Annotated in this window: 24 protein-coding genes; 3 read left to right on the forward strand and 21 right to left on the reverse strand. The window is 31.9% G+C overall.

All coding sequences use genetic code 11. The features are described 5' to 3' along the window. Window positions 1-17: 17 nt before the first annotated feature. Window positions 18-755: a lysophospholipid acyltransferase family protein gene (locus V6251_RS07790; RefSeq protein ID WP_341587723.1), complete on the reverse strand. Its 738-nt coding sequence runs from the start codon at window positions 753-755 to the stop codon at window positions 18-20. Between the two features lie 79 nt (window positions 756-834). Here V6251_RS07790 and trpS point away from each other — a divergent pair, with 79 nt between their 5' ends. Then, window positions 835-1,803 (forward strand): tryptophan--tRNA ligase, encoded by a 969-nt coding sequence (trpS, locus tag V6251_RS07795; RefSeq protein WP_341587724.1) that lies wholly within the window; start codon window positions 835-837, stop codon window positions 1,801-1,803. 8 nt (window positions 1,804-1,811) lie between these two features. Here trpS and dprA read toward each other — a convergent pair whose 3' ends face one another. Then, a complete protein-coding gene (gene dprA, locus V6251_RS07800; protein WP_341587725.1) occupies window positions 1,812-2,915 on the reverse strand; it encodes a DNA-processing protein DprA in 1,104 nt (367 codons plus the stop codon). Between the two features lie 106 nt (window positions 2,916-3,021). Between dprA and V6251_RS07805 the strand changes: the two genes are divergently transcribed. Together V6251_RS07805 and V6251_RS07810 are read left to right on the forward strand one after the other, a co-directional pair. Continuing rightward, a complete protein-coding gene (locus V6251_RS07805) occupies window positions 3,022-3,957 on the forward strand; it encodes an HU domain-containing protein (RefSeq protein ID WP_341587726.1) in 936 nt (311 codons plus the stop codon). 134 nt (window positions 3,958-4,091) lie between these two features. Next, the gene (locus V6251_RS07810) at window positions 4,092-4,601 is read left to right on the forward strand and encodes an acyl-CoA thioesterase (protein WP_028282450.1); all 510 of its coding nucleotides are present in this window, start codon (window positions 4,092-4,094) and stop codon (window positions 4,599-4,601) included. A 40-nt stretch (window positions 4,602-4,641) separates the two neighbouring features. Here V6251_RS07810 and V6251_RS07815 read toward each other — a convergent pair whose 3' ends face one another. The 19 genes from V6251_RS07815 to V6251_RS07905 all read right to left on the reverse strand — a co-directional run bounded on the left by V6251_RS07815 (window position 4,642) and on the right by V6251_RS07905 (window position 22,791). Continuing rightward, window positions 4,642-5,874: a murein hydrolase activator EnvC family protein gene (locus tag V6251_RS07815; RefSeq protein WP_341587728.1), complete on the reverse strand. Its 1,233-nt coding sequence runs from the start codon at window positions 5,872-5,874 to the stop codon at window positions 4,642-4,644. Between the two features lie 3 nt (window positions 5,875-5,877). Then, a complete protein-coding gene (locus V6251_RS07820; protein ID WP_341587729.1) occupies window positions 5,878-6,651 on the reverse strand; it encodes a DUF4292 domain-containing protein in 774 nt (257 codons plus the stop codon). Continuing rightward, window positions 6,651-8,015, reverse strand: coding sequence for a tetratricopeptide repeat protein (locus V6251_RS07825; protein ID WP_341587730.1), 1,365 nt, complete (start codon window positions 8,013-8,015; stop codon window positions 6,651-6,653). The genes V6251_RS07820 and V6251_RS07825 overlap by 1 nt, the downstream gene beginning before the upstream one ends. 29 nt (window positions 8,016-8,044) lie before the next feature. Continuing rightward, entirely contained in the window at window positions 8,045-9,064 is a 1,020-nt protein-coding gene (locus V6251_RS07830) for a sugar phosphate nucleotidyltransferase (RefSeq protein WP_292948724.1), read from the reverse strand. An 85-nt stretch (window positions 9,065-9,149) separates the two neighbouring features. Further along, a complete protein-coding gene (gene dut, locus V6251_RS07835; RefSeq protein WP_145004786.1) occupies window positions 9,150-9,584 on the reverse strand; it encodes a dUTP diphosphatase in 435 nt (144 codons plus the stop codon). Between the two features lie 41 nt (window positions 9,585-9,625). After that, window positions 9,626-11,053 (reverse strand): oligosaccharide flippase family protein, encoded by a 1,428-nt coding sequence (locus tag V6251_RS07840; protein ID WP_341587732.1) that lies wholly within the window; start codon window positions 11,051-11,053, stop codon window positions 9,626-9,628. A gap of 64 nt (window positions 11,054-11,117) precedes the next feature. Continuing rightward, window positions 11,118-11,591, reverse strand: a complete 474-nt coding sequence (locus V6251_RS07845; protein WP_341587734.1) for a hypothetical protein — start codon at window positions 11,589-11,591, stop codon at window positions 11,118-11,120. Window positions 11,592-11,707: 116 nt separating this feature from the next. Then, entirely contained in the window at window positions 11,708-12,568 is an 861-nt protein-coding gene (gene atpG, locus V6251_RS07850) for an ATP synthase F1 subunit gamma (protein ID WP_341587735.1), read from the reverse strand. Between the two features lie 104 nt (window positions 12,569-12,672). Continuing rightward, window positions 12,673-14,253 carry a F0F1 ATP synthase subunit alpha gene (gene atpA / locus V6251_RS07855; RefSeq protein WP_145004797.1) on the reverse strand — a complete coding sequence of 527 codons (1,581 nt, stop codon included), beginning with the start codon at window positions 14,251-14,253 and terminating at the stop codon, window positions 12,673-12,675. 42 nt (window positions 14,254-14,295) lie between these two features. Beyond that, window positions 14,296-14,832 carry an ATP synthase F1 subunit delta gene (gene atpH / locus V6251_RS07860; protein ID WP_341587737.1) on the reverse strand — a complete coding sequence of 179 codons (537 nt, stop codon included), beginning with the start codon at window positions 14,830-14,832 and terminating at the stop codon, window positions 14,296-14,298. A 9-nt stretch (window positions 14,833-14,841) separates the two neighbouring features. Continuing rightward, window positions 14,842-15,342: a F0F1 ATP synthase subunit B gene (locus tag V6251_RS07865; protein WP_145004803.1), complete on the reverse strand. Its 501-nt coding sequence runs from the start codon at window positions 15,340-15,342 to the stop codon at window positions 14,842-14,844. A 92-nt stretch (window positions 15,343-15,434) separates the two neighbouring features. Next, window positions 15,435-15,623, reverse strand: coding sequence for an ATP synthase F0 subunit C (gene atpE / locus V6251_RS07870; RefSeq protein WP_090837241.1), 189 nt, complete (start codon window positions 15,621-15,623; stop codon window positions 15,435-15,437). 40 nt (window positions 15,624-15,663) lie between these two features. Continuing rightward, a complete protein-coding gene (gene atpB, locus V6251_RS07875; protein WP_341587742.1) occupies window positions 15,664-16,779 on the reverse strand; it encodes a F0F1 ATP synthase subunit A in 1,116 nt (371 codons plus the stop codon). A gap of 135 nt (window positions 16,780-16,914) precedes the next feature. After that, entirely contained in the window at window positions 16,915-17,286 is a 372-nt protein-coding gene (locus tag V6251_RS07880; RefSeq protein ID WP_339807553.1) for a DUF6168 family protein, read from the reverse strand. Next, window positions 17,279-17,521, reverse strand: coding sequence for an AtpZ/AtpI family protein (locus V6251_RS07885; RefSeq protein WP_145004811.1), 243 nt, complete (start codon window positions 17,519-17,521; stop codon window positions 17,279-17,281). Before V6251_RS07885 ends, V6251_RS07880 begins: the two co-directional genes overlap by 8 nt. Continuing rightward, window positions 17,490-17,876, reverse strand: coding sequence for a bactofilin family protein (locus V6251_RS07890; RefSeq protein ID WP_145004814.1), 387 nt, complete (start codon window positions 17,874-17,876; stop codon window positions 17,490-17,492). The genes V6251_RS07885 and V6251_RS07890 overlap by 32 nt, the downstream gene beginning before the upstream one ends. An 11-nt stretch (window positions 17,877-17,887) precedes the next feature. After that, window positions 17,888-20,434: a type IX secretion system periplasmic lipoprotein PorW/SprE gene (gene porW / locus V6251_RS07895; RefSeq protein WP_341587746.1), complete on the reverse strand. Its 2,547-nt coding sequence runs from the start codon at window positions 20,432-20,434 to the stop codon at window positions 17,888-17,890. A 146-nt stretch (window positions 20,435-20,580) separates the two neighbouring features. Further along, window positions 20,581-21,291 (reverse strand): ABC transporter ATP-binding protein, encoded by a 711-nt coding sequence (locus tag V6251_RS07900; protein WP_341587748.1) that lies wholly within the window; start codon window positions 21,289-21,291, stop codon window positions 20,581-20,583. A 21-nt stretch (window positions 21,292-21,312) separates the two neighbouring features. After that, window positions 21,313-22,791 carry a DUF5687 family protein gene (locus V6251_RS07905; protein ID WP_341587749.1) on the reverse strand — a complete coding sequence of 493 codons (1,479 nt, stop codon included), beginning with the start codon at window positions 22,789-22,791 and terminating at the stop codon, window positions 21,313-21,315. Between the last annotated feature and the right edge of the window lie 2 nt (window positions 22,792-22,793).

Raw genomic sequence — 22,793 nt, forward strand, 5'->3', positions numbered from 1 at the left:
GCCAAGAGCAGCTTTTTTTATGCGTTATAAATCTCTAATTGCTTTAAAATAATGTCTCTAGACTTTTTATTTAAAGCCTTAGTATCTTGTACAGTCAAATCATTTGTGGGTATAAAATGATGTACTTTAGCTCTTAATACTCCTGGTCCACCACTAAAAAAAGTATAAGAAAAACGTTTTTTATTATCTGCAAAAGTTATTGGCACAATAGGCGTTTTATGGTTTATGGCTAAACGGAAAGCGCCATCTTTAAACTGGTCTAATATTATATGTTCTTCTGGGACTAAGCCTTCAGGAAAAATACAAATGCTTAATCCTTGTTTAAGTCGTCTTTGCGCTCTTAAAAAAACTGCTTGCCTACTCTTAACGCTATTTCTATCCACTAATATGCATGTTCTTTTATAGAAAAATCCAAACAATGGTATTTTAGCCAACTCAGCTTTTCCAACAAAAACAAAAGGATTTTTAACAGTAACCAACATTAACATAATATCTAGCATAGAGGTGTGATTACCTATAAACATATAGCTCTTGTTACGTTCCGGTTTTTGCAAATACTCTGTTTTAGTTGGCAATCCCATACCTATTAAAATAAATCTAGCCCAAATACGAGCTAATTTGAAAAAATAAGGATACCAAGATTCTTTTAAAATAGAAACAATCAATAACGGAAATAGGATTATAATTGGTATTGCTACTAATATGTAGAACCAAATACGATATAATACCCAAAAAATATACTTAAATACTATCATTTGCTGTCAAAACTAATTAAATTAATTGAGGTATTCTACTAAAAAAAGTACCTTTGCTTAATAGAATAGTTTAATAATTATGTCAAGAATACTTACAGGAATACAAAGTACAGGAACACCACATTTTGGTAATATAATGGGAGCATTGCGTCCTGCAATTGCATTAGCTAATGATGCAAAAAACGAGTCGTTTTTATTTATTGCAGACATGCACTCTTTAACACAAATTAAAGATGCTGAGACACTTAGAAACAACACTTACTCTACAGCTGCTACATGGATGGCTTTAGGATTAGACATTGAAAAAACAGTGTTTTACAAACAAAGTGATATCCCACAAACTACTGAGTTGTCTTGGTATTTAAGTTGCTTTTTTCCGTTTCAACGTTTGACTTTAGCACATAGTTTTAAAGACAAAGCAGACCGTTTAGAGGATGTAAACGTTGGATTATTTACCTATCCAATGTTAATGGCAGCAGATATTTTATTGTATGATGCAGATATTATTCCTGTAGGAAAAGATCAATTACAACATATAGAAATGACACGAGATGTAGCTTCTAGATTTCATGCTAAATTAGGCGAAACATTTGTTATACCTGAAGGGAAAATCCAAGAAAGCAACATGTTAATTCCTGGTACTGATGGTGCAAAAATGAGCAAGAGTAAGGGAAACACTATTAATATATTTTTACCAGAAAAAAAATTACGCAAGCAAATTATGACTATCGAAACCGATAGTACAGCATTAGAAGACCCTAAAGATTGGTCAACTTGCAACTGTTTTGCTTTATATAAATTATTAGCCTCAGAGAGCGAAATTGAAACCATGAAAGCTAATTACGAAAACGGTAATTATGGTTATGGTCATGCTAAACAAGCATTATATGAGTTAATGTTAACGACCTTTAAAACGGAACGTGAACGTTACAACCATTATATGGCTAACTTACATGAAGTAGATGCTGCTTTAGAAAAAGGAGCTGAAAAAGCTAGAAAAATTGCTAATGATGTATTGGCAAGAGTTAGAGCAAAAGTTGGGTATTAATATAATATCTAAATAACCTCAAATAATTTTCCAGGAAGTGGTCTTACCACACCTTTTAATTCCATATTAAGTAATATGCCAGCTAACTTATAAGTTGGCATATTACATTTAATAGCAATACTATCTAACAACGCCTTATTATTTTCTTTCAGGTAATTATACACAATCTTTTCGTCAGGATCTAACTCAATAAACAACTGCTTTTGTACAGGAGGTTTTTGTAAGTTATCTAATTGCCAGTTTAAAATATAAGGCACATCTAAAGGCGTAGATAGCAAATGCGCTTTTTGTTGTTTAATTAGATTATTACAACCAATACTTTGACTATCTGTGACACGTCCAGGGACTGCAAACACATCTCTGTTATATGAGTTTGCAATATCTGCTGTAACTAGACTTCCGCCTTTTTCTGCAGATTCAATTACTATGGTTGCTTGACTAATGCCTGCAATAATTCGGTTTCTTTTTAAAAAATTGTTACGATCAAAAGTATCACTACTCCAAAAATCAGTAAAAAAGCCTCCATTATTTTCAACTTCTGCAACGTACTTTTTATGCACTTTTGGATAAATTTGGTTTAAGCCATGTGCTAAACAACCTATAGTTTGTAATTTATTTTTAATGGCAGCTTTATGTGCTGTAATATCTGTACCATAAGCAAATCCCGAAATTATAATTGGCTTATATATGGCTAACTCTTCAATTAATTTTTCACAAAATGCAATACCTGATGTGGTGATTTTTCTAGCTCCAACAATACTAATAATATGTTTATTATTAAGGTTAATGTTTCCGCTTTCAAACAAAACTATAGGACTATCAATGCAATGTTTTAGGTTTGATGGATACGTTGGGTCAGTAAAAACGTGATGTTTTATGTTTTCGTCATTAATAAATTTTAGTTCTTTATCTGCTTCTTCAAAATGACTAGATTGATATAATTCACTTAAAATAATTTCGCCTATACCATCAATTTTTAAAAGGTTTTGTTTCTTTTCTTTAAACACAGCTTCTGCACTTCCGCAATGGTTAATTAGCTTTTTTGCGGTAGTATCTCCTATTTTAGAGACGTGTTGTAAGGCTAAAATATAGCGTAATTGGTCGTCATTCATTTTTTATTGCACTGATTTTGAAACTACAAGAAAAGAAATTTAAGTCTGTTAATAACTAATACGCACTAAATTTTATTGGTTTTTAAAATTTTCTAACTTTGTTACTATGCAATTAGAACATTACATAAGCGATTTATTATACAGATATGATTGTGTTACGGTTCCAGAATTTGGATCGTTTTTAACACAACGTAAATCTGCGCAAGTACACGATAGTACCAATGCCTTTTATCCTCCTAAAAAGCAATTGTCTTTTAACGAGCAAATACAAAATAACGACGGTTTACTGGTACGTTATATAGCAGATGTTGAAAAAATACCTTTTGAAACTGCTGCACAAAACCTATCTAAACGTGTTAAGTCTTTAAAGTCTTATTTAGTTGAAGGTGAAACGTTAAGTTTTGAAAACATTGGTGAGTTAATTTTAAATAATGAAGGTAAAATAGAATTTAATCCATCTTACCATTTAAATTATTTAACGGATGCTTTTGGTTTGTCTCAGTATGTATCTCCTGCAGTAACTAGAGTTGTTTACAAAGAAGAAGCCGAAACCATTGAGCGTGTCATCCCAATTGCGGTAACACCAGAAAAACGTCAAAGCAAATCATACCTTAAGTATGCTGCTATTGCAGTTGTTGCTTTAGGCTTAGCTGGTTTTGGTTTTAATAACTACGTTAATACAGTAGCGCAACACAACCAAATTGCACAAGAAGAGGCAAACACACAATTAGATAGCCAAATACAAGAAGCTACTTTTGTAATTAGTAACCCATTACCTGCTATAACTTTAAATGTAAATAAGCAAACAGGAAATTATCATATTGTTGCTGGTGCTTTTAGAGTCGAAGAAAACTCTGATAAAAAAGTTGCAGAATTGCAAGAACAAGGTTTTAAAGCGCGTAAAGTTGGTGTAAACCAATATGGTCTACATCAAGTAGCTTATGCAAGTTATACGTCCAGAGAAGAGGCTAATAACGCTTTAAACAGTATAAGAACAGAACAGAACAAAGACGCTTGGTTATTAATTAAGTCTTTGGACTAAAACTAAGCCATTAAGTATATTAAAAACCTCGTAAGTGTAAATTTACGAGGTTTTTTAATTCTTAATTTATTCTAAAATGCACTAACTAAATCTTAAAATCAGTTTACCTTTGCGCCTGAAAAGAAAAAATTATGATGAACGCAAGAACAGCTGAACACTCTAGAACCGTAATGACAGATTTAGTTTTACCAAGTGAAACTAATCCTTTAAATAACCTTTTTGGTGGCGAATTACTAGCTAGAATGGATCGTGCAGCAAGTATAAGCGCAAGACGACACTCTAGACGTATTGTTGTTACAGCATCTGTAAATCACGTAGCCTTTAACAAAGCAGTCCCTTTAGGAAGTGTAGTTACAGTTGAAGCTAAAGTATCTAGAGCCTTTAAAACCTCAATGGAAATATTTATTGATGTTTGGGTAGAAGACAGAGAGTCTGGAAATCGATCTAAAGCAAACGAAGCTATTTATACTTTTGTTGCAGTGGACGAAACTGGAACACCAGTTGCAATACCAGAATTAATCCCAGAAACTGACTTAGAAAAAGAACGTTTTGCTGCTGCCTTAAGACGTAAACAATTAAGTTTACTACTAGCAGGAAAAATTAAACCAAACGATGCTACAGAGCTTAAAGCTTTGTTTGAATAACATTAAATAATAAACCCAATGCTTTGCATTGGGTTTATTATTACATCTTATAAATCCATTCTGCTGGATCAACTGAAGCATCATTTTTATACAAACTAAACCATAAAAGTGTTTCGCCTTCACTATTAGTAAATACCTCTCCTATTTCTTGTTTAGTGACTATTTTATCTCCTGTTTTAACGGATATTTTCTTTAAATTATGGTAAGCAGATATGTAGTTACCATGCTTTATTAAAACTGTAGGATTACCTCTTTTTTGAATTATAATTTTTAAAACCTCTCCTTTAAAAACAGATCTAACAATAGCATTTTGCTCTGTAGCAATACGTACACCACTACTGTTTATAGTTAATGAAGCATCTGTTGGATGACGTTGCACACCATACTTAACTTTAACCAAACCTTTTTCTACAGGCCAAACTAATTTACCCTTATTACTTAAAAAATCTGCTGCTAATAGTTTTGCCTCAGGAGTTAATGCAAACGTACTAGACGCTTTAGTTGTTGTGGTTTTTGTACCAGATTTTTTGTTAGAATTTGCAATAGCCTCTTTAATAATGCGATCAATTTCGCGATCAACCTCTCTTGCTTCTTGTTGCTTTTCTTTAATCTGAGCAGTATACTTATTTAAATCTTTTTTAATAGAAGCCATGATGGTTTCATGCTGCTTCATGTCTTCCTCCAAAGCTTTTTGCACCTCTCTATTCTCTGCAATCAACTTGTCTTTAGCTGCTTTTTGCTTACCAAGCTCAAGGTTTAAATTTTGAAGTTTTAATGCTTTTTCTTTAATGTTTTCTCCTTGTTGCTTTTGATATTTAGAGTACTGATTCATGTACTGTAAACGCTTGTAAGCTTGTCTAAAATTGTTGGAGGACAATAAAAACATAACACGACTTTGGCTGCTTTTATTTTTATATGTATTCAAAATTGTTTTAGCGTAATTGTCCTTTAAAATAACCAACTCATCACGTAATCCAGATATTTTTTTTTGGTTTACAGCAATTTCTCGGTTAATCAAATTAGCTTGTTGGTTGGTAACCTTAATCAAGTTACGTCTTACGCTTAATTTGTAATTTAAGTCTTCAATAAGTGTCGTTTGGCTTTTTTGCTTGGACTGGTTTTGAAACAGTAAAGCATTGATTTGCTTTATTTGGTTTTTAATTTCAATACGTTTAGCCTCTAATTGATCGATTTTATTTTTTTGCGCTAAAGCGGAAGTTGTGCCTAATATTGCAAAAACAGAAACTAGTAATAGTAATTGACGATACTTCATAAATTACAACTCTATTTTTTTATAGCCAGAAGGAATAGTAAAAGGAAAACGTACGTCTTCATTTAACTTTACAGACTTAAGCTCTAGATTAATCTCTAATTGCTCTTCATCTTCGATTGCTAGTATTTTGGTTAGTTCAGGTAAGGTTTTGTCGTCTATTTTTTGATAAGCTAAATAATCAATATGTAATATGCGCTTATCACTTGGTTGAGAGATTTCTTGAGCGTCCATTTTAAAATGTGACGGATTTACAAATAAAAACAACTCAAATAAATCACGTTGTTTTTTAGGTTGTAAAATATAGGATTTGTCATTAGCTGACAGGTTATATTTATCATCGTTTAAGTCAAAAAGCGATTGACCTAATAGCATATTTTGCACTTTACTAAAATCTAAATCTGTACCTAATAGGTTACTTAAATAAGCAAAATCGCCATCAAAATAAGTATTATCCCATTTGTTATAAAAGGCAACTCTTGCTGGCGTAATAAGTACTTTAGCAATCCCTAAATAACTCATCCAAATGGTTTTATCTTTTTCCATTCTGAAGCTTAAAGACACACCTTTTGATTTTTGATTTTTTGTATAATCTACTTTTAGCTTTCCTGTTAAAGACGTAAAATCTAAATTAGCTTTTGTACTATTTTTAATAAGTTGTTTGACTGATAGTTTAGTGTCTATCGTTCCATTAGTCACTAAAGTTTTTGCCCCTTTACAGCCAGATACTACCATAGTGATTAATAGTATTACAAAAGATATGCGTGTTTTAAATGCCATTAGTTTAAACCTTCTAGTTTTTTTGCTTTATCTGTAAACGTTTTTGCTTTAGAAAAATTGTTAGTAGCAGTGTAAGCTTTGGCTAACTGCTTGTAAAAATCAATCTCCATTTTTGGGTCTTCAATTATATAATCCACACCTATTTCCAAGCTATTTATTGCGTCTTTAGGACGGTTTAAATAATTTAAAGCGACACCATTTGCTAAATATAAAACGGGTTGCGAAGGAAAAACCTCTAAACCTTCTTCACTTTTTTGATGTGCTTGATCAAACTGTGATAAGTCTATGTGAAGTAAAATAATGTTTCGTAAAATACCAAAGTTTTCTTCTTCTTTCTGTAACGCTTGCTCGTAAAAATTTAATGCTTTTTGCTTTTCGCCTTTTACTAAATAATACTGTGCCAGCTCTACTAAAGTTTTTCCGCTGGATTCTATTTTAGTAAGCATGGACGTGACCTCTACCAAATCTTGCTCGTATTGCTGATTTATGCTGACAAATTTTACAAAATCTGCTAATACCTTGATTTTAGATTCTGGGTTAATTTGTGAGCTTTGCAATGTGACTTTCATGGATTGGATAGCCTTTTCATTTTCTCCTGCTTCTAAATAAAACTTATACAAAGCTAAATGTACTAGCTCTGATTTAGGGTTAACTTCCAATAATTTTTTTGCGGTTTCAAATGCTTTTTTGGTATCTCCACTTTCGCTGTAACGATAAATTAATCTTAAATAGGTGTCTTCAGAGTCTGGGTTTTTATCTACTCGTTCTTCTAGGTTTTCAATTTGATCTTTCTTACGACCTGTTGCGTTATAAATCCTGTTACGTAACAAGTCACGATCCTTATTAATACCAAGCTCTTCATCTAATTCATCTAAAATTTTAAGTGCCTCTTTAAAATCTCCAGTTTGCATATATATATTAGCCAAATCTTCTTTATAATCTGGATGATACTTGACTAATTGCCTAACTGTTTTTATGGCTTTTTTATATTCTTTTTGATGAATATAAGTACTATACAATTCATCTAAAAACCACTCGTTATCAGGAATTTTGTTGACAGCTGTTTTTAGCGCATCCTCTGCTGCACCAAAATTTTTAAGTTGATTATAGTTTTTACCTAATTCAAAATATAAAATAGCCTCAGAATCATCAATTTCTATGCACTTTAATAAGTTATCTATAGCACGTTGGTAGTTCTCTATTCCTTTTTGTTTTAGGGCTTCAAAAAAGTATTCTTGGTAAGCGTCTGAAACATCTCCTAAATCATCATCAGGTTTTTTGTCAAAATCAATTTGCGCAGTATTAACCTGCGGAAATAGAAATATCCCTAATATGATAAGTAGTATGTAACCTTGTTTTTTCATTAATTTGACGCTTCGCTTTGCTTTAAATTTTATTCTAATACAGAATAATCTCCTATACTAATTTTGGTGAATTTTCCATCAAACTTAACATGGTTACCAATCATAGCTTCGTCTAAATTAGCATTTTTAATAGACGTATGGTTTTGTATTAGACTATTTTTAACGGTTGAGTCTTCAATAACACAGTTGTTTCCAACCGAAACGTATGGTCCAATTGTTGTGTTTTTAAGCACTACATTCTTGCCAATGTAACACGGTTCAATAATGGTTGCATTTTCGGTTTTAACTGTGTCTGATACTAATTGCTCTTCTCCATCTGCTTTTAAAAAACCTAACATACGTTGATTAGTTTCTAAGGTAATGGCTTTATTTCCGCAGTCCATCCACTCACTAACAACACCTGTTTTAAATACTTTACCTTCAGACATCATCCCTTTAATACCATCATTAATTTGGTATTCTCCACCATGTATAATATTGTTATCTAAAACAGTTTGTAGTTGCTTTTTAAGTTGGCTTACTTCTTTAAAATAATAAATACCAATAACAGCTAAATCGCTAACAAACTGTTCTGGTTTTTCAACAAGCTCAATAATTTCGTTATTATCGTTTAGCTTAACAACACCATAAGCTTCCGGTTGATCAACTTGCTTAGCCCAAATTACAGCGTCCGCTTCTGGATCCAAATTAAAATCTGCCCTAATTAACGTGTCTGCATATGCAATTACTGCAGGACCAGATAATGAGTCCTTTGCACACATTATGGCGTGACCTGTCCCTAAAGGTTGGTCTTGTCTGTAAATAGATGCTTTAGCACCTAAGCTTTTTGCTAAATCCTTTAGGCTAGATACCACGTCGTCACCAAACCAAGCTGGATCGCCTAAAACGAAAGCAATCTCTGTAATGGGCTGATTTAAAACTTTAGCAATATCCTTAACCAATCTATGGACTATTGGTTGTCCTGCTACTGGAATTAAAGGTTTTGGTACTGTTAAACTGTGTGGTCTTAGACGAGAACCTCGTCCTGCCATAGGAACTATTATTTTCATGTTATTAAATGCCTACCTAAGCAGGAATCTTGTTATAGTTAAACTAATATTTTATTTTAAATTAAATTTTTGGCTTACAATGCTTTTATTTTGTGCCTGTACTACCAAATCCACCTTCACCTCTATCGGTTTCAGAAAGTGTTTGTACTTCTACCCATTCTGCACGTTCATGTTTTGCAATTACTAATTGTGCTATTCGCTCGCCATTCTGGATTATAAAATCTTCGTTGGAAAGGTTTACTAAAATAACACCAATTTCTCCTCTGTAATCAGCATCTATTGTTCCTGGTGCATTTAATACAGTTACTCCATTTTTTGCTGCAAGACCACTTCTAGGTCTAACTTGAGCTTCTAATCCTATAGGCAATTCTATAAACAAGCCTGTTTTAACGATAGTACGTTGTAAAGGCTGCAATTGTATTGCTTCAGTAATATTGGCTCTCAAATCCATTCCTGCAGACGCTATGGTTTCATAGTGTGGTAATGCATGATTGGATTTATTAATTATTTTAATTTGCATATTGTTTATTTGCTTCTGTTTAACCTGAGTTTCAGGTTAATTTAATTTCTTTTTAATAAACGTTTTATTTCTTTCTTTTCAAAAAGAACTATTAATCCCAAAAATACTAAAACTATAATAGTATTAATGTAATAGTTGGCTTTTGTATTTAATGCTACAATAGATAGCGCTACAGCCATAAATAAGTAGCCTAAAATTTGTTTTAAATTATAAGGTACTGGATAATGTTTTTGTCCCAACAAATAAGACAATATCATCATAATCCCGTAAGCTACCAAAGTTGTCCAAGCTGCTGCTATAAAACCAAATTTGGGTATTAAAGTAATATTTAAACCAATTGTAACAATTGCACCTACAATAGATAAGTACATACCGTATCTGGTTTTGTCTGTAAGTTTGTACCAAATAGCTAAGTTAAAATAAATACCTAAACATAAATTAGCTAATAATACTATTGGTACGATTTGTATGGCTTGCCAATAGCTAGAATCTGTAACTAACAAGGCTTTAAAAATATCTAAATAAGCAATTATAAATACAAACATTAAGCTACCTGCTATTACAAAATACTTCATGATTAAAGCGTAGGTCTGTTTTGCGTTTTTTTCTTTTGCGTGAGAAAAGAAAAAAGGCTCTGCACCTAACCTAAAGGCTTGTATAAAAATAGTCATGAACATTGCTATTTTGTAACAGCCACTGTAAGCACCATTAATGTCTTTGTCTAATAAATTAGGTATAATCCATTTATCAAAATTCTCATTAATAACATAAGCTAAACCAGCAACCATAATTGGCCAACCGTAATTAATTAATTGTTTAAAAATGGTCTTACTAAAGTATAACTTGGTTTTAAAAAAGTAAGGTAACAACAATAATAATGTTACTGCACTTGCTGCCAAATTTGAGATAAATATATATTGGACTAAGTCTGAAGTGTCATACCAAGAAAAAGACAGGTTAAATTTTGGAATACACCAAAGGAAAAAATAATTAAGCAAAACATAAATTAATATGTTACTAATTTTTATGGCTGCAAATTTAATTGGTCGTCCTGTAGCACGTAAATATGCAAAAGGAGCCACTACCAATGTATCTAACACAATGACACCAATTAATAAATTAAAATACTTTTGAGAAATGCTAAACATACTAGATAGTTGTTGACTATAAAGTAGCATCGCTATTAAAAACAAAAAAGTAGTAACTACTAAACTGATAAACGTAGTAGAAAATATCTTGTCTTTTTCTTTAGATTTTGTAAAAAACCTAAAAAAAGCTGTTTCCATTCCATAGGTAAGCAACACATTAAAAAAAGAAGCATAAATATAAAAGGTTGTGTTATCAGAAAAGCTTGTGGTTTTTAAGTTACCTGTGTGAAGAGGCACTAAAACAAAATTCATAAGACGAGGTAATACAGTTGCTAAACCATAAATTATAGTGTCTTTAAAAAACTTTTTTAGTACGCTCAAGGTAAATTACAATTTGAATTATAAGAGTCCGTGTGAAGTTAACAAAAATAAGGTTAAAGCTTTATTATTGTTTATTCAGATTTCTTGGTGGTGCACTTGGGTATTGCTCCATTTGTTTTTCGACTAAATTCTCAATCTTTAAGTACTTAGTTTTACCATTTTCTGTATAACTAACTACTGCTTCGTTATCCTTTAAGTCAAAAGGAATATCTGATGTATCTACACCATAATCTTTTGGCTGATTAGCATTAGTTGTTATACGACCAATGTATAGGTCAGGAAAATTTGGTTTAGTTTGTAAGGTTACTATATATCCTCTAAAATATAAACTATCTAATTTTAAATTTTTAGGATTAGAGTCTATAGGAATAAACACATTTATACCAGAACCACCATCCTTAAGACCTGCTACCCATTTTTGATAATAAGCTTTATCAGTTTGGAAAGCTGCTTCCTTTTGAAGTTTTTGTGCGCTAGAGCATTGCATAAATAGAAAACTAGTTAAAATTGAAACACTTAAATATTGTATAAATTTCATAATTAAAGGAATTTGTATAAAGGTAATTAATCAAAAGGTATTCCATAAAAAAAACCTTATCCATTTTGAATAAGGTTTTAATGTATAAAACATTCTACTACAGTAGAAAAATTGTATTAGTTATTTAATGCTTCTGCACCACCAACAATCTCTAAAATTTCGTTAGTAATTGCAGCTTGACGTGCTTTGTTATAAGTCAATTTAAGTTGATCTCTTAACTCTGTTGCATTGTCAGTTGCTTTATGCATTGCAGTCATACGTGCACCATGCTCTGAAGCAAAACTATCTCTAATCCCTTTATATAACTGTGTTTTTAAAGACTTAGGTATAAGCTCTTCAACTATTTCTAGTTTAGATGGTTCAAAGATATAATCAGAATTATTATCTGCTTCACCTTCTATTGGTACAATTGGTAAAAACTGTTCCGTCATTACTTCTTGTGTTGCTGCATTTTTAAATTTATTATAAACGATTTCGATTTTATCAAATTCGCCTTTAGTAAATTTACCCATTAACATTTCTGCAATATCTGCAACACTGTTAAAGGTTAAGTCGTCATAAATGGCACTTTGGTTACCAATTACAATTCCTTTTTTAGCAAATGCATCATTAGCCTTTTTTCCGATAGCTAAGACAGATACTTTTTTACCTGCATAGACATTAGAAATCAAGTGTTGTGTTTGCTTGATTATGTTAGAATTAAAAGCACCACATAAACCTCTATTAGAAGTTATAGATACAATTAAAACGTTGTTAATCTCGCGTTGTTCTGCAAATTTACTTCCAGCATCTTCATCTAAAGTTGCACTTAAACTTTGTAAAAGTTCAGTTAACTTATCAGAATAAGGACGCATAGCAGTAATAGCATCTTGAGCCTTCTTTAACTTAGCAGCAGATACCATTTTCATGGCACTAGTAATCTGCATCGTTGAAGATACTGAAGATATTCTATTACGTATTTCTTTTAGATTAGCCATTCTTTATATTATAAAGACTCTTCGACATGCTCCGAGTGACATTAATTTAATAATTCAAATTTATAGTTATAGACGACTAATCTATAACTATAAATTTATAATTGTTATGCTCTATATTTAGCTGAAAGGTCTTTACATACAGCGATAAGTGTATCTGTAACCTCGTCAGTTAATTTACCTGCTTTTAAAGTATCTAAAACACCTCTGTGTTTAGCATTTAAGAATTCAAGATAATCTCTTTCAAATTCTTTAATTTTATTTACAGGGACGTCTTTTAATAAGTTTTTAGATCCAGCATAAATAATTGCTACTTGATCCTCAACAGTAAATGGATCGTTTTGACCTTGCTTTAAGATCTCTACGTTACGTTTACCTTTTTCAATTACGTTTAAAGTTACTGCATCTAAATCTGAACCAAACTTAGCAAACGCTTCTAATTCACGATACTGAGCTTGATCTAGTTTTAATGTTCCAGATACTTTTTTCATTGATTTTATTTGTGCGTTACCACCAACACGAGATACAGAAATACCTACGTTAATTGCTGGACGTACACCAGAGTTAAATAAATCTCCATCTAAGAAGATTTGTCCATCTGTAATAGAAATTACGTTAGTTGGGATATATGCTGATACGTCACCTGCTTGTGTTTCAATAATTGGTAATGCAGTTAAAGATCCACCACCTTTTACGATTGGTTTTAATGATTCTGGTAAATCATTCATCTCTTTAGCAATCGCGTCATTATTAATAACTTTTGCAGAACGCTCTAATAATCTTGAGTGTAAGTAAAATACATCTCCAGGATACGCCTCACGTCCTGGTGGACGACGTAATAATAAAGATACCTCACGGTAAGCAACAGCTTGTTTTGATAAATCATCAAATACAATTAAAGCTGGTCTACCAGTATCTCTAAAATATTCTCCAATAGAAGCTCCTGTAAAAGGTGCATAAACTTGCATTGCAGCAGGATCTGATGCATTTGCAGCTACTATTGTAGTATAAGCTAAAGCTCCTTTTTCTTCTAAAGTTTTAGCAATAAGTGCTACTGTTGAAGCTTTTTGTCCTACTGCAACATATATACAATATACAGGCTCACCTGCATCAAAAAATTCTTTTTGATTTAAGATAGCATCAATACAAACTGCAGTTTTACCTGTTTGTCTGTCACCAATTACTAACTCACGTTGACCTCTACCAACTGGGATCATAGCATCAATTGCTTTAATACCTGTTTGTAATGGCTCAGTTACTGGCTCTCTGTAGATAACTCCTGGTGCTTTACGCTCCAAAGGCATCTCATAAGTTGTTCCAGTGATTGGTCCTTTACCATCAATTGGATTACCAAGTGTATCTACGACACGTCCAACAATACCTTCTCCTACTTTAATAGAAGCAATACGGTTAGTACGTTTTACTGTAGATCCTTCTCTAACTCCTACTGAAGTTCCTAAAAGTACAATACCTACATTATCTTCTTCAAGGTTAAGTACGATACCTTCTAAACCACCATCGAATTCTACTAACTCACCATATTGTGCGTTAGCTAATCCGTAAGCACGTACAATACCATCACCTACTGTTAATACTGTTCCAACTTCGTCTAATGAAGCGCTAGCTTCAAAGCCTGAAAGTTGTTGTTTTAAGATTGCTGATACTTCAGCTGGTTTTACTTCTGCCATCTTTATTGATATTTAGACCCTTCGACAAACTCAGGGTAAGTCTTAGTTTATTGTAAATTCTCTTTTTAACTTGCTCAATTGGTTAGCGATACTAGCATTATACTGCGTATCTCCAACACGTAAAATGAAACCACCTAAAATGCTTTCATCTACTATATTTTTTATTGCTGCATCTTTACCTGTAAGTTCTTTAACTTTAGCTAAAACTTTAGCTTCTAAAGCTTCTGTTAAAGGAACTGCTGTTGTAACTGTAGCAATTTGACTACCTTTTTGCTGCTCGAATAAAGTTATAAACTTTGAAGCTACTTCTGGTAATAAATCTGTACGTTTGTTTGTAATTAGAGTATCTATAAGGTTTACCGTTGCTGGATTAATACCTTTAAAAATTTCTAATAATGCAGATTTTTTAATGCTAGAACTAATTACAGGACTGTAAAGCATATCTTTTAAATCTTTACTTTGCGCTACTGTATTATTAATTAGCTCCATGTCATTGTTTACAACGTCTGTTGTATTATTATCTGTAGCTAAGCTTAAAACTGCTTTTGCGTAACGTATTGCTGCTCTTTCTCCTGCCATGACTTAAACTTAGTTTAATTTAGCATCATTTAACATAGACTCAACTAACTCTAATTGTTTGTCTTTGTTAGATAATTCTTGACGTACTACTTTTTCTGCAATGTCTAAAGATAAACCTGCTACGTGATTTTTTAATTCTGCCATAGCTGATTTCTTTTCGCTTTCAATAGCTGCTTGTGCTTGAGCAATCATATTGTTTGCTTGAGCTTGAGCTTCCGTTTTAGCGTCTTCGATCATTTTGTTTTTTAACTCTCTTGCTTCTTTAAGCATAGACTCACGCTCTGCACGTGCTTCTTTTAATAACTTCTCGTTATCTGCTTGAAGATTTTGCATTTCTAGCTTAGCGTTTTCAGCTGAGTCTAATGCATTTTGTATACCGTCTTCACGAGTTTGTAAAGCGTCTAAAATAGGTTTCCATGCAAATTTTCTCATTAATACAATTAGTATTATTAAGATAACACCTTGCATAATGAATAAACCTACCGAAAAGTCATTTAATAAAGTTTCCATACTATATAGATTACTGTAATTCTTTGTTTGTTTAATTTAAAACAGTTCCTGCAACCAACCGTTGCAGAAAGCTGTTTCTTTTTGTTTTAGGATTATGCTCCTAAGATTAACGCACCGAATGCTAAACCTTCTAATAAGGCTCCGATGATGATCATCGCAGTTTGGATTTTTCCAGCTGCTTCTGGTTGACGAGCAATACCTTCCATTGCTTTTCCTCCAATTTGACCTAATCCGATTCCTCCACCGATTACGATTAATCCTGCTCCAATTAAATTGTACATACTAATTTGGTTTTATAAATATTAATTAAACAAATTCTTGTTAGTGATGATCGTCGTGTTCTTCGACTGCCATTCCTATAAATAACGATGATAACATCGTGAAAATAAACGCTTGTAAAAAGGCTACTAAAATTTCAATTACTGAAATAAATAAAGCTAACACTAAAGACATCCCTGTTGATCCAACAGCTCCAAATGATTCTTTCATTGTTATCATTAATGCTATTAAGCTCATCACCACAAAGTGACCTGCTGTCATGTTTGCAAATAAACGCACCAATAATGAGAATGGTTTAATTAACACAAAACCGATTAACTCTATTACTGCTAATATTGGACGTAAAATAACTGGCACTCCTGGCATCCATAAGGTGTGTTTCCAAAAGTCTTTACTTCCACTAAATAAATATATAACTGCTGTAAAAATTGCTAGACAAGCTGTTACTGCAATCTGACCTGTTACGTTAAACCCAATTGGCGTTAATCCTAATAAGTTTAAGATCCAGATAAAGAAAAATACAGTTAACAAAAAGCCCATAAACTTGCGGTACTTTTTCTCTCCAATATTTGGTTTAGCAATATCGTCTCTTACATATATTACTAAAGGCTCTAAAACTCTACTAAATCCTTTTGGTACAGAGTGTCCTTTTTTGTAACCTCTTGCTAACGCTGTAAAAGCTAATAACATTAACACTCCTGTTAACAACATTCCAAAAACAGATTTTGTAATTGAAAAATCTATGACTTTATGTGCATTTGTTGGATGGTGTGCATCATCAAAAGCTACTGTTGTTGCGCCATTATCTAACTCGTAAATTTTACTATGTAGCTTTACTAAACGTGTATCTCCTTTTTCTACGATTACGCTTCCACTATCATCATGATGAAATGCTGAAGACATAAACGTCTTTAAACCATTACTTGTCCATACGATTACTGGCAACGGAAAGCTGTAGTGCGTTCCTGACTCATTATGTGTAAACAAATGAAAGTCATGAGAATCCTTTAAGTGATGTGCGATATACTCTTTAATTTCTTGAGCAGTATTCACCGGATTTCCTGGTTCTTGCTTATCATCGCTTCCATAAGAGGACACGGAAAATAAAGTCAGAACTAATATCGCTATAAAATTGATAGATTTTTTTGCCAACATCATACTTTTTGTAACTAATAAATTTATGGTCTGTAAATTTTGTGCAAATGTAAGTAATAATTTAAAAAGGTAAACGCTTTTTTTAATTAGATTTTTTTTAAGGTTTTAATAACCACTATTATTCTTTATTTCAAGCACTTACTTGCTTTTTAATAATTTTGCTATACAAACAGCCTCTACTATTAAAAATAAAAAAAATGGAATTAATAATCCTAAGCGATGTTGTATCGCTAAATCTTGCTCAGTAAATATCGTGGATTTAAACAATAGTATGAAAATTCCTATTTTTAAAAACATCATTGTTAGGTATGCTGCACCTATTTGATTGGGCATTTTATCGTAAATAAGCTCTATACCTAGGTATACTATCAATACTGCTATACCATGAAATAAATATAGTTTTTGTAACGAGTAAGGTAGATTATCTTCTGTTAGATAATTTTGAAGGTTATAGGCAACTGCTAGTAATACTAATATTATAACAACTACATATAGTATGCGTTTATTCATTTTTAGTCTTTTGATCGTTAGTTATTTTAACAACTTGCTTGATTACAGCGTACATTGCTATAAACACAGATAATAATGTAATTATTTTAAAATATAATTGACTACCATCGCCATATTTGCTATCCAACCAATTACCTAATTGGCTACCTAACCAAATGGTTAAACCCATTTGTATGGCAATAGATGTAAACCTAATATATGGATTAAGCTGTTTTTTTTGTTTTTGATCCGCCATTTATATCTTTTACAGTCGTTTTCATAACACACGATACATTAAAGGTTGCTCCAGGCTCTACAGCCAGTTTTTGTGTGACTACTTCACCTTCTATATGCGCAGTGGACTTTAAGGTTAAGGTTTCGGTTAACTCTAAAGCACCTACTAGTTTACCTTCAAAATAGGCATTACTACATTTAAGAGTTCCTTTTATTTCGCCTTCTTTACCAATAACTACTTTACCAGACGCCTCTACATTACCTTCGATTAACCCATCCACACGTAAGTCGCCTTCGCTAAAAAAGTCTCCTACTATTTTAGTGCCTTTTGCTATTATATTTTGAATAGAAAATTGCTCTTGTTGCTTTTTTTTCATTTTTAGGAAAATTATTGATTTTCTAAATATTGATTTAGATTTTTATGTATTTGAAGTATTTTATAATTGTCAGAAGAAATTCCAAAATAAGGTCTATCTATTTTATATTTATCTTCTGCTTTTAAAATCTCTGCAAACCCTTTTGCTCCATCTACGCTTTTTAAACCATGAACAACTACAAATGAAGTTTCTGGATTATAAACATCTACAGATGTTGACAAATTATAATATTGCACCTTAGGTGTTACCTCATCTAATATTTTTTTAAATGCAGTTATCGCTTCAGAATTGTTTTTTTCAAATTGGAACAATACTTTAAAGGAAGTAGATTCAGTATTTGGTTTAAACGTTTTATCACTTACAGATTTTAAGCTATTAACTATAGCTTCCGCTTTAATAGCCTCTGGCATGTTTGCATAAGCTAATGCTACGTCATTAAGTCCATCTACGTAGGCTTGATATCCATTTAACCTACCATTTGCTGTTGCTTTTAAAAGCGCAAATTTTGCTACTATTGATTCGCCATCAAAAAACTTAATATATTTATTTGACTTTTCAATTACCTGAGCATAATCTTGTTCTTCTAGTAATTTATAGGTTACTTCATATAGACTTTCCGGACTACTTTTGTCTCTAGTAGCTGCTAATTCTGGGTTTTTCAAAATCTCGGCATATCTAGAACTTGAATAGTTGGCTATAATATCTGTTTTGGTGATTTGTGCTTCGTCGTTTTCGCCTAAAATCTCATATATTTTATATAAGTTATACTTAGAAGGTAAAATTAATTTTTGTTCAGGATTACTAGCTAAAAGGTTTAAAAACTTGCTTTTAGACAAGTTATATTCCTTAAATTTTTCTTTATAAATCAGACCTAACTGATAATAGGCATAATTACGATCCTTTTTTAAACTATCAAGTTCTTTTTGTGCTGTAGGGATTTTCGCTATATAAAATTGCGGATCTAAAAACTCTTGATCTTGCTCTAAAACTGCTGCTATATCAGAATTGGATTGATTGCCAATTGCGCTTCCGCTTGCAGATGACCACCTCCAATCGTCTTGATTTTTACGGTCTCCCCAAATACGTGTAAATTCGTTTTTACCATAAGCGACTGTGCTTTGGTTATAAAAATAAAAATTACTACCAACACCTGGTAATCCACCTCTTGGCTTAGTGACATTATTTGTTGGCGTATTTGTTGTTGCTAATCCTTTTTTTCTAGCTTCGATTTCTAAACGTTCTTTTTCTTTTTCAGCTTCTATCTTAAGCTTGTTGGTATAGTCTGTAAAAAATGTAACACGATCTGCATCAGACATGTTTACTAGTTTAAGTATGCTATCATTAACTTCGGCAACGCCTTCATAATAAATAACATCATCTAAGTTTTCGCGTTTACGCTTAATGGTTCTGTAAGGTTTACTGTTTTCAACCATACTAGTCATTGTACTATCAAAATAAGCTCCTGCTACTTTATAGTTGTTTCTATCAAAATAAAAATCGCCTAGAGTCTCGTAGTTTTTGGCTGTTAAAATTTTATCTGTAGATTTTTCTCTTAGTGATTTATTGTAATATACTACTGCTAAAGAATCCGATTTATTAGTTAAATGAAACTCGCCAATTTGGTGATATATCTTATCTAGGTACGGACGATTTTCTCGGTCTTTTTCTAATTTGCTTAAGTATTTTAAAAATGCAATTTTATCGCCTTTATCATAATCAAAATTTTTAGCTTTCTCAACATGTGCAGCCATTAAGTAACGACGTGGAATTTTTCGGTTTAAATCTATAACCTCGTCAAATGCGATATTAGCACTATCTTTAAAGGTTAACACATTATATAGTTGTCCTTTTATAAAACCAAAACGTCCTTTTTCGTCATTGTTTTTAGTTGCTTTAGCTGCAATTTTGATTTGTGTTAAAGCGCTATCTAAAGCTTTAGTATTAATGTAGGCTTGTGCTAAAATTGAGGTCGCATCTGCTAACTCTTGACCTTCTAATTCTTCTTGCTCTATTAGACGTTTTAGGTTTTTAATGGCCAACTCGTCATTATCCAAACGCATATTGGTTTTTTCTCTCCAAACCTTTGCTGTGTTTATCTTATCTGAAGCAGGATACTTGTAAAGGATATAATTAAAAGCTTCTAGAGCAGGCACAAAACGTTGATCAAAATATCTAGCTTCTCCTAACAATAAATAGGCTTCATCAATTTGAGGGTTATACTCTTTACCTTGAATATTCATCCCATGTTTTTGGATGGCTTTTACTGCTTTTTCTTCGGCTTTAGTAAAACTTTCGTTTTTTGATTGTCCTGGCAAAACAATCTCATCACTAACTTGCATACGCTCGACAGGCAAAATGTCCCAATAGTTGTCCTTGTAACCATCGTTAAGACTGTTTTGTCCTTGTTTTAAGGCCTCGTAACCATTAAACAAAGCATTATACTCTGCAGTAACTGCATGAAAATTACGATTTATAAAACTGTTTTTTTTTCTTGAACAACTAGTAATTGTTGCTAAGATCAAACCAGAAACTATACAAATTTTTAATGCTATCTTCAATGCGGTTGTATTTAGTGTAATACATAACTAATTAATGCCATAATTATTATTTATAATTATTGACAGGTGCGTAAAAATAAGCATCTTTTTTACTTTTAGCCAAAAAATGAACTGAAACTTAGATGTTTTACATATCTAAGAGACTGTTAAACTGGATTTGCTGTACCAGAAAAATGCGCTTCCAACTCCTTTAAAGTTGCTTCGCTAGTTTGTATATCTTTAATTACATGACCTTTATCTAAGACCACAATACGCTCGCATACATCTGTGACGTGCATTAAATCGTGACTTGACACTAAAACAGTGACTCCTTTTTTTTCTGCTAAATCCTTAATAATTTGCTTTAATCTAATTTGTGTTGTTGGATCTAAATTAGCAAAAGGCTCATCCAAAATAATTACCTCAGGATTACCAATTAACGCAGCGACAATACCTGCTTTTTTCTGATTACCTTTGCTTAAATCACGAAGGTATTTTTTTTGACCCAAAATTTCGCCATGAAAAAAGTCTTCAAACTGTGACACTAAATTGTCTACGTCTTGTTTGTTTTGTCCACGTAAATCACCAATAAAATAAAAATATTCTTCTGGTGTTAAATAGCCAATTAAAAAGCTTTCGTCAATAAAAGCAGACGTAAAGGGTTTCCAATCTTCGCTCTCGTTAACTAATATTCCATTAGTTTTAATATAACCAGTAGTAGGTTTAATTAAATCCAATAACAAACTAAAGTACGTTGTTTTTCCTGCTCCATTATTACCCACAAGACCAAAACTTTGACCTTTAGGTATGTCTAAATTAGAAATATTTAAAACTTCGTTTCCGCTATATTTTTTTGAAAGATTTGTTGTTGTTATCATAGTTAAAAAGTTTTGTAAATATTAATTGTCTTGGTTAAATGCTTTTATCATTTCATACTTAGAGTCTAAGTATTTATTGGTAATAAAGCGCATGATTTTTTGATGAAAAATAATTCCGATAACTCCTAGTAGTATTAACGCAGATATACCTGCATAAAAACTAACAAAATGAGATAATAACCCAAAAATAGCCAATGGTAAAAGTAACAATGGAATACCAATTAACCATTGTACTGCTCCTGTACCCTGAAAGTTAAAAGCTGCACGTTGATTTAAGTCTATTTTTTTTCGATTAAAAGATCCACCAAGCATTATAACATAACTATTAACACCTATGTTATACACTGCTGCTGCAAAATGTGCAACTAAGATTTTCCAACCAAAATAGACATAAGGAATACTTAGTACAAACATGATAATAACACTAAGGACCATTAAGGTGTATTTAGATTTTAAATATTGTTCATACTTAATATTTTGGCTCATTAACATTTTGTAATATCCACTATCCCAAGCCGGAATAAATTGCCCAAAATTAATTAAGAAAATACCAGTCACAAATACACCAATAAAACCATACATAATTGGCATGTCTCTGTATATTGGTTGTGGGTAAAAAAACAAACCATATAATAATCCAAATACCAACATAAAAACAGCAGACCTTGGACGTTTGTTTCTCCAAATTAATTTTAAATCTAATTGCATAAAAGGTGCACTATCACCAAAACGCTTGGTCCATCCTAAATCTGAAGTGGTTACCTCTTTAATTTTTGTTTTAAGTGAATTATCTAAGTATAGTTTTTTAATTAATATTTTATGATTAAACAGGTATAAACCAATTAAAATTACAATCAAAATTAGCAGTAATAATGGATTGTTAACTATAGCTAACATAGCTGTAGACAAAGCACCTGAAATATTAATAATATTAAAATAGTTAAGTCCAAATAACGTACCAGCAAATATGATTATTGGTAGAAATGACAATTCTGTTTCTGCAGAAAAACTTTCAATAATAAAATTTAAAAAATTATTAATTAGGGTTAGTAAAATCATAGCAGCAGCCCAAGTCATTACGGTTGCTAGTTGATAATCCTTAGTAATAAGGATAATACTAAAAGGTATTATGGCAAAAAGGGGTAAAAAATTAAAAAAGGATACTGCAGATTTTCCTAAAACAAAATGCACAATACTACTTCTTTTAATGGGTATGATCAGCAAAGGTTTGACACTCATTACTGGTAATTTTTGAAGAAAAAAGCGCAATAATAAATCGCCTAAAAACCAAAAAAAGATAAATCCATTAACCACAATAAAAGGGTCTTGATCCGGAAAAGTTTTCTGTAAAATTGGATATAATCCAAAGCCTAATGCTAAAAACACTAAAATAAAGTATAATGCAAAAAAGCCCATGACAATCTTTATTGCTAAGCTTTTACCAAAGCTTGCCGAGCGAATAAATGACTTCCACTCTAAGCTTAAAAATTTACTAATCATAG

This window comes from Olleya sp. Ti.3.14 (genome assembly GCF_038154885.1).
In the GTDB taxonomy this organism is placed as follows: domain Bacteria; phylum Bacteroidota; class Bacteroidia; order Flavobacteriales; family Flavobacteriaceae; genus Olleya.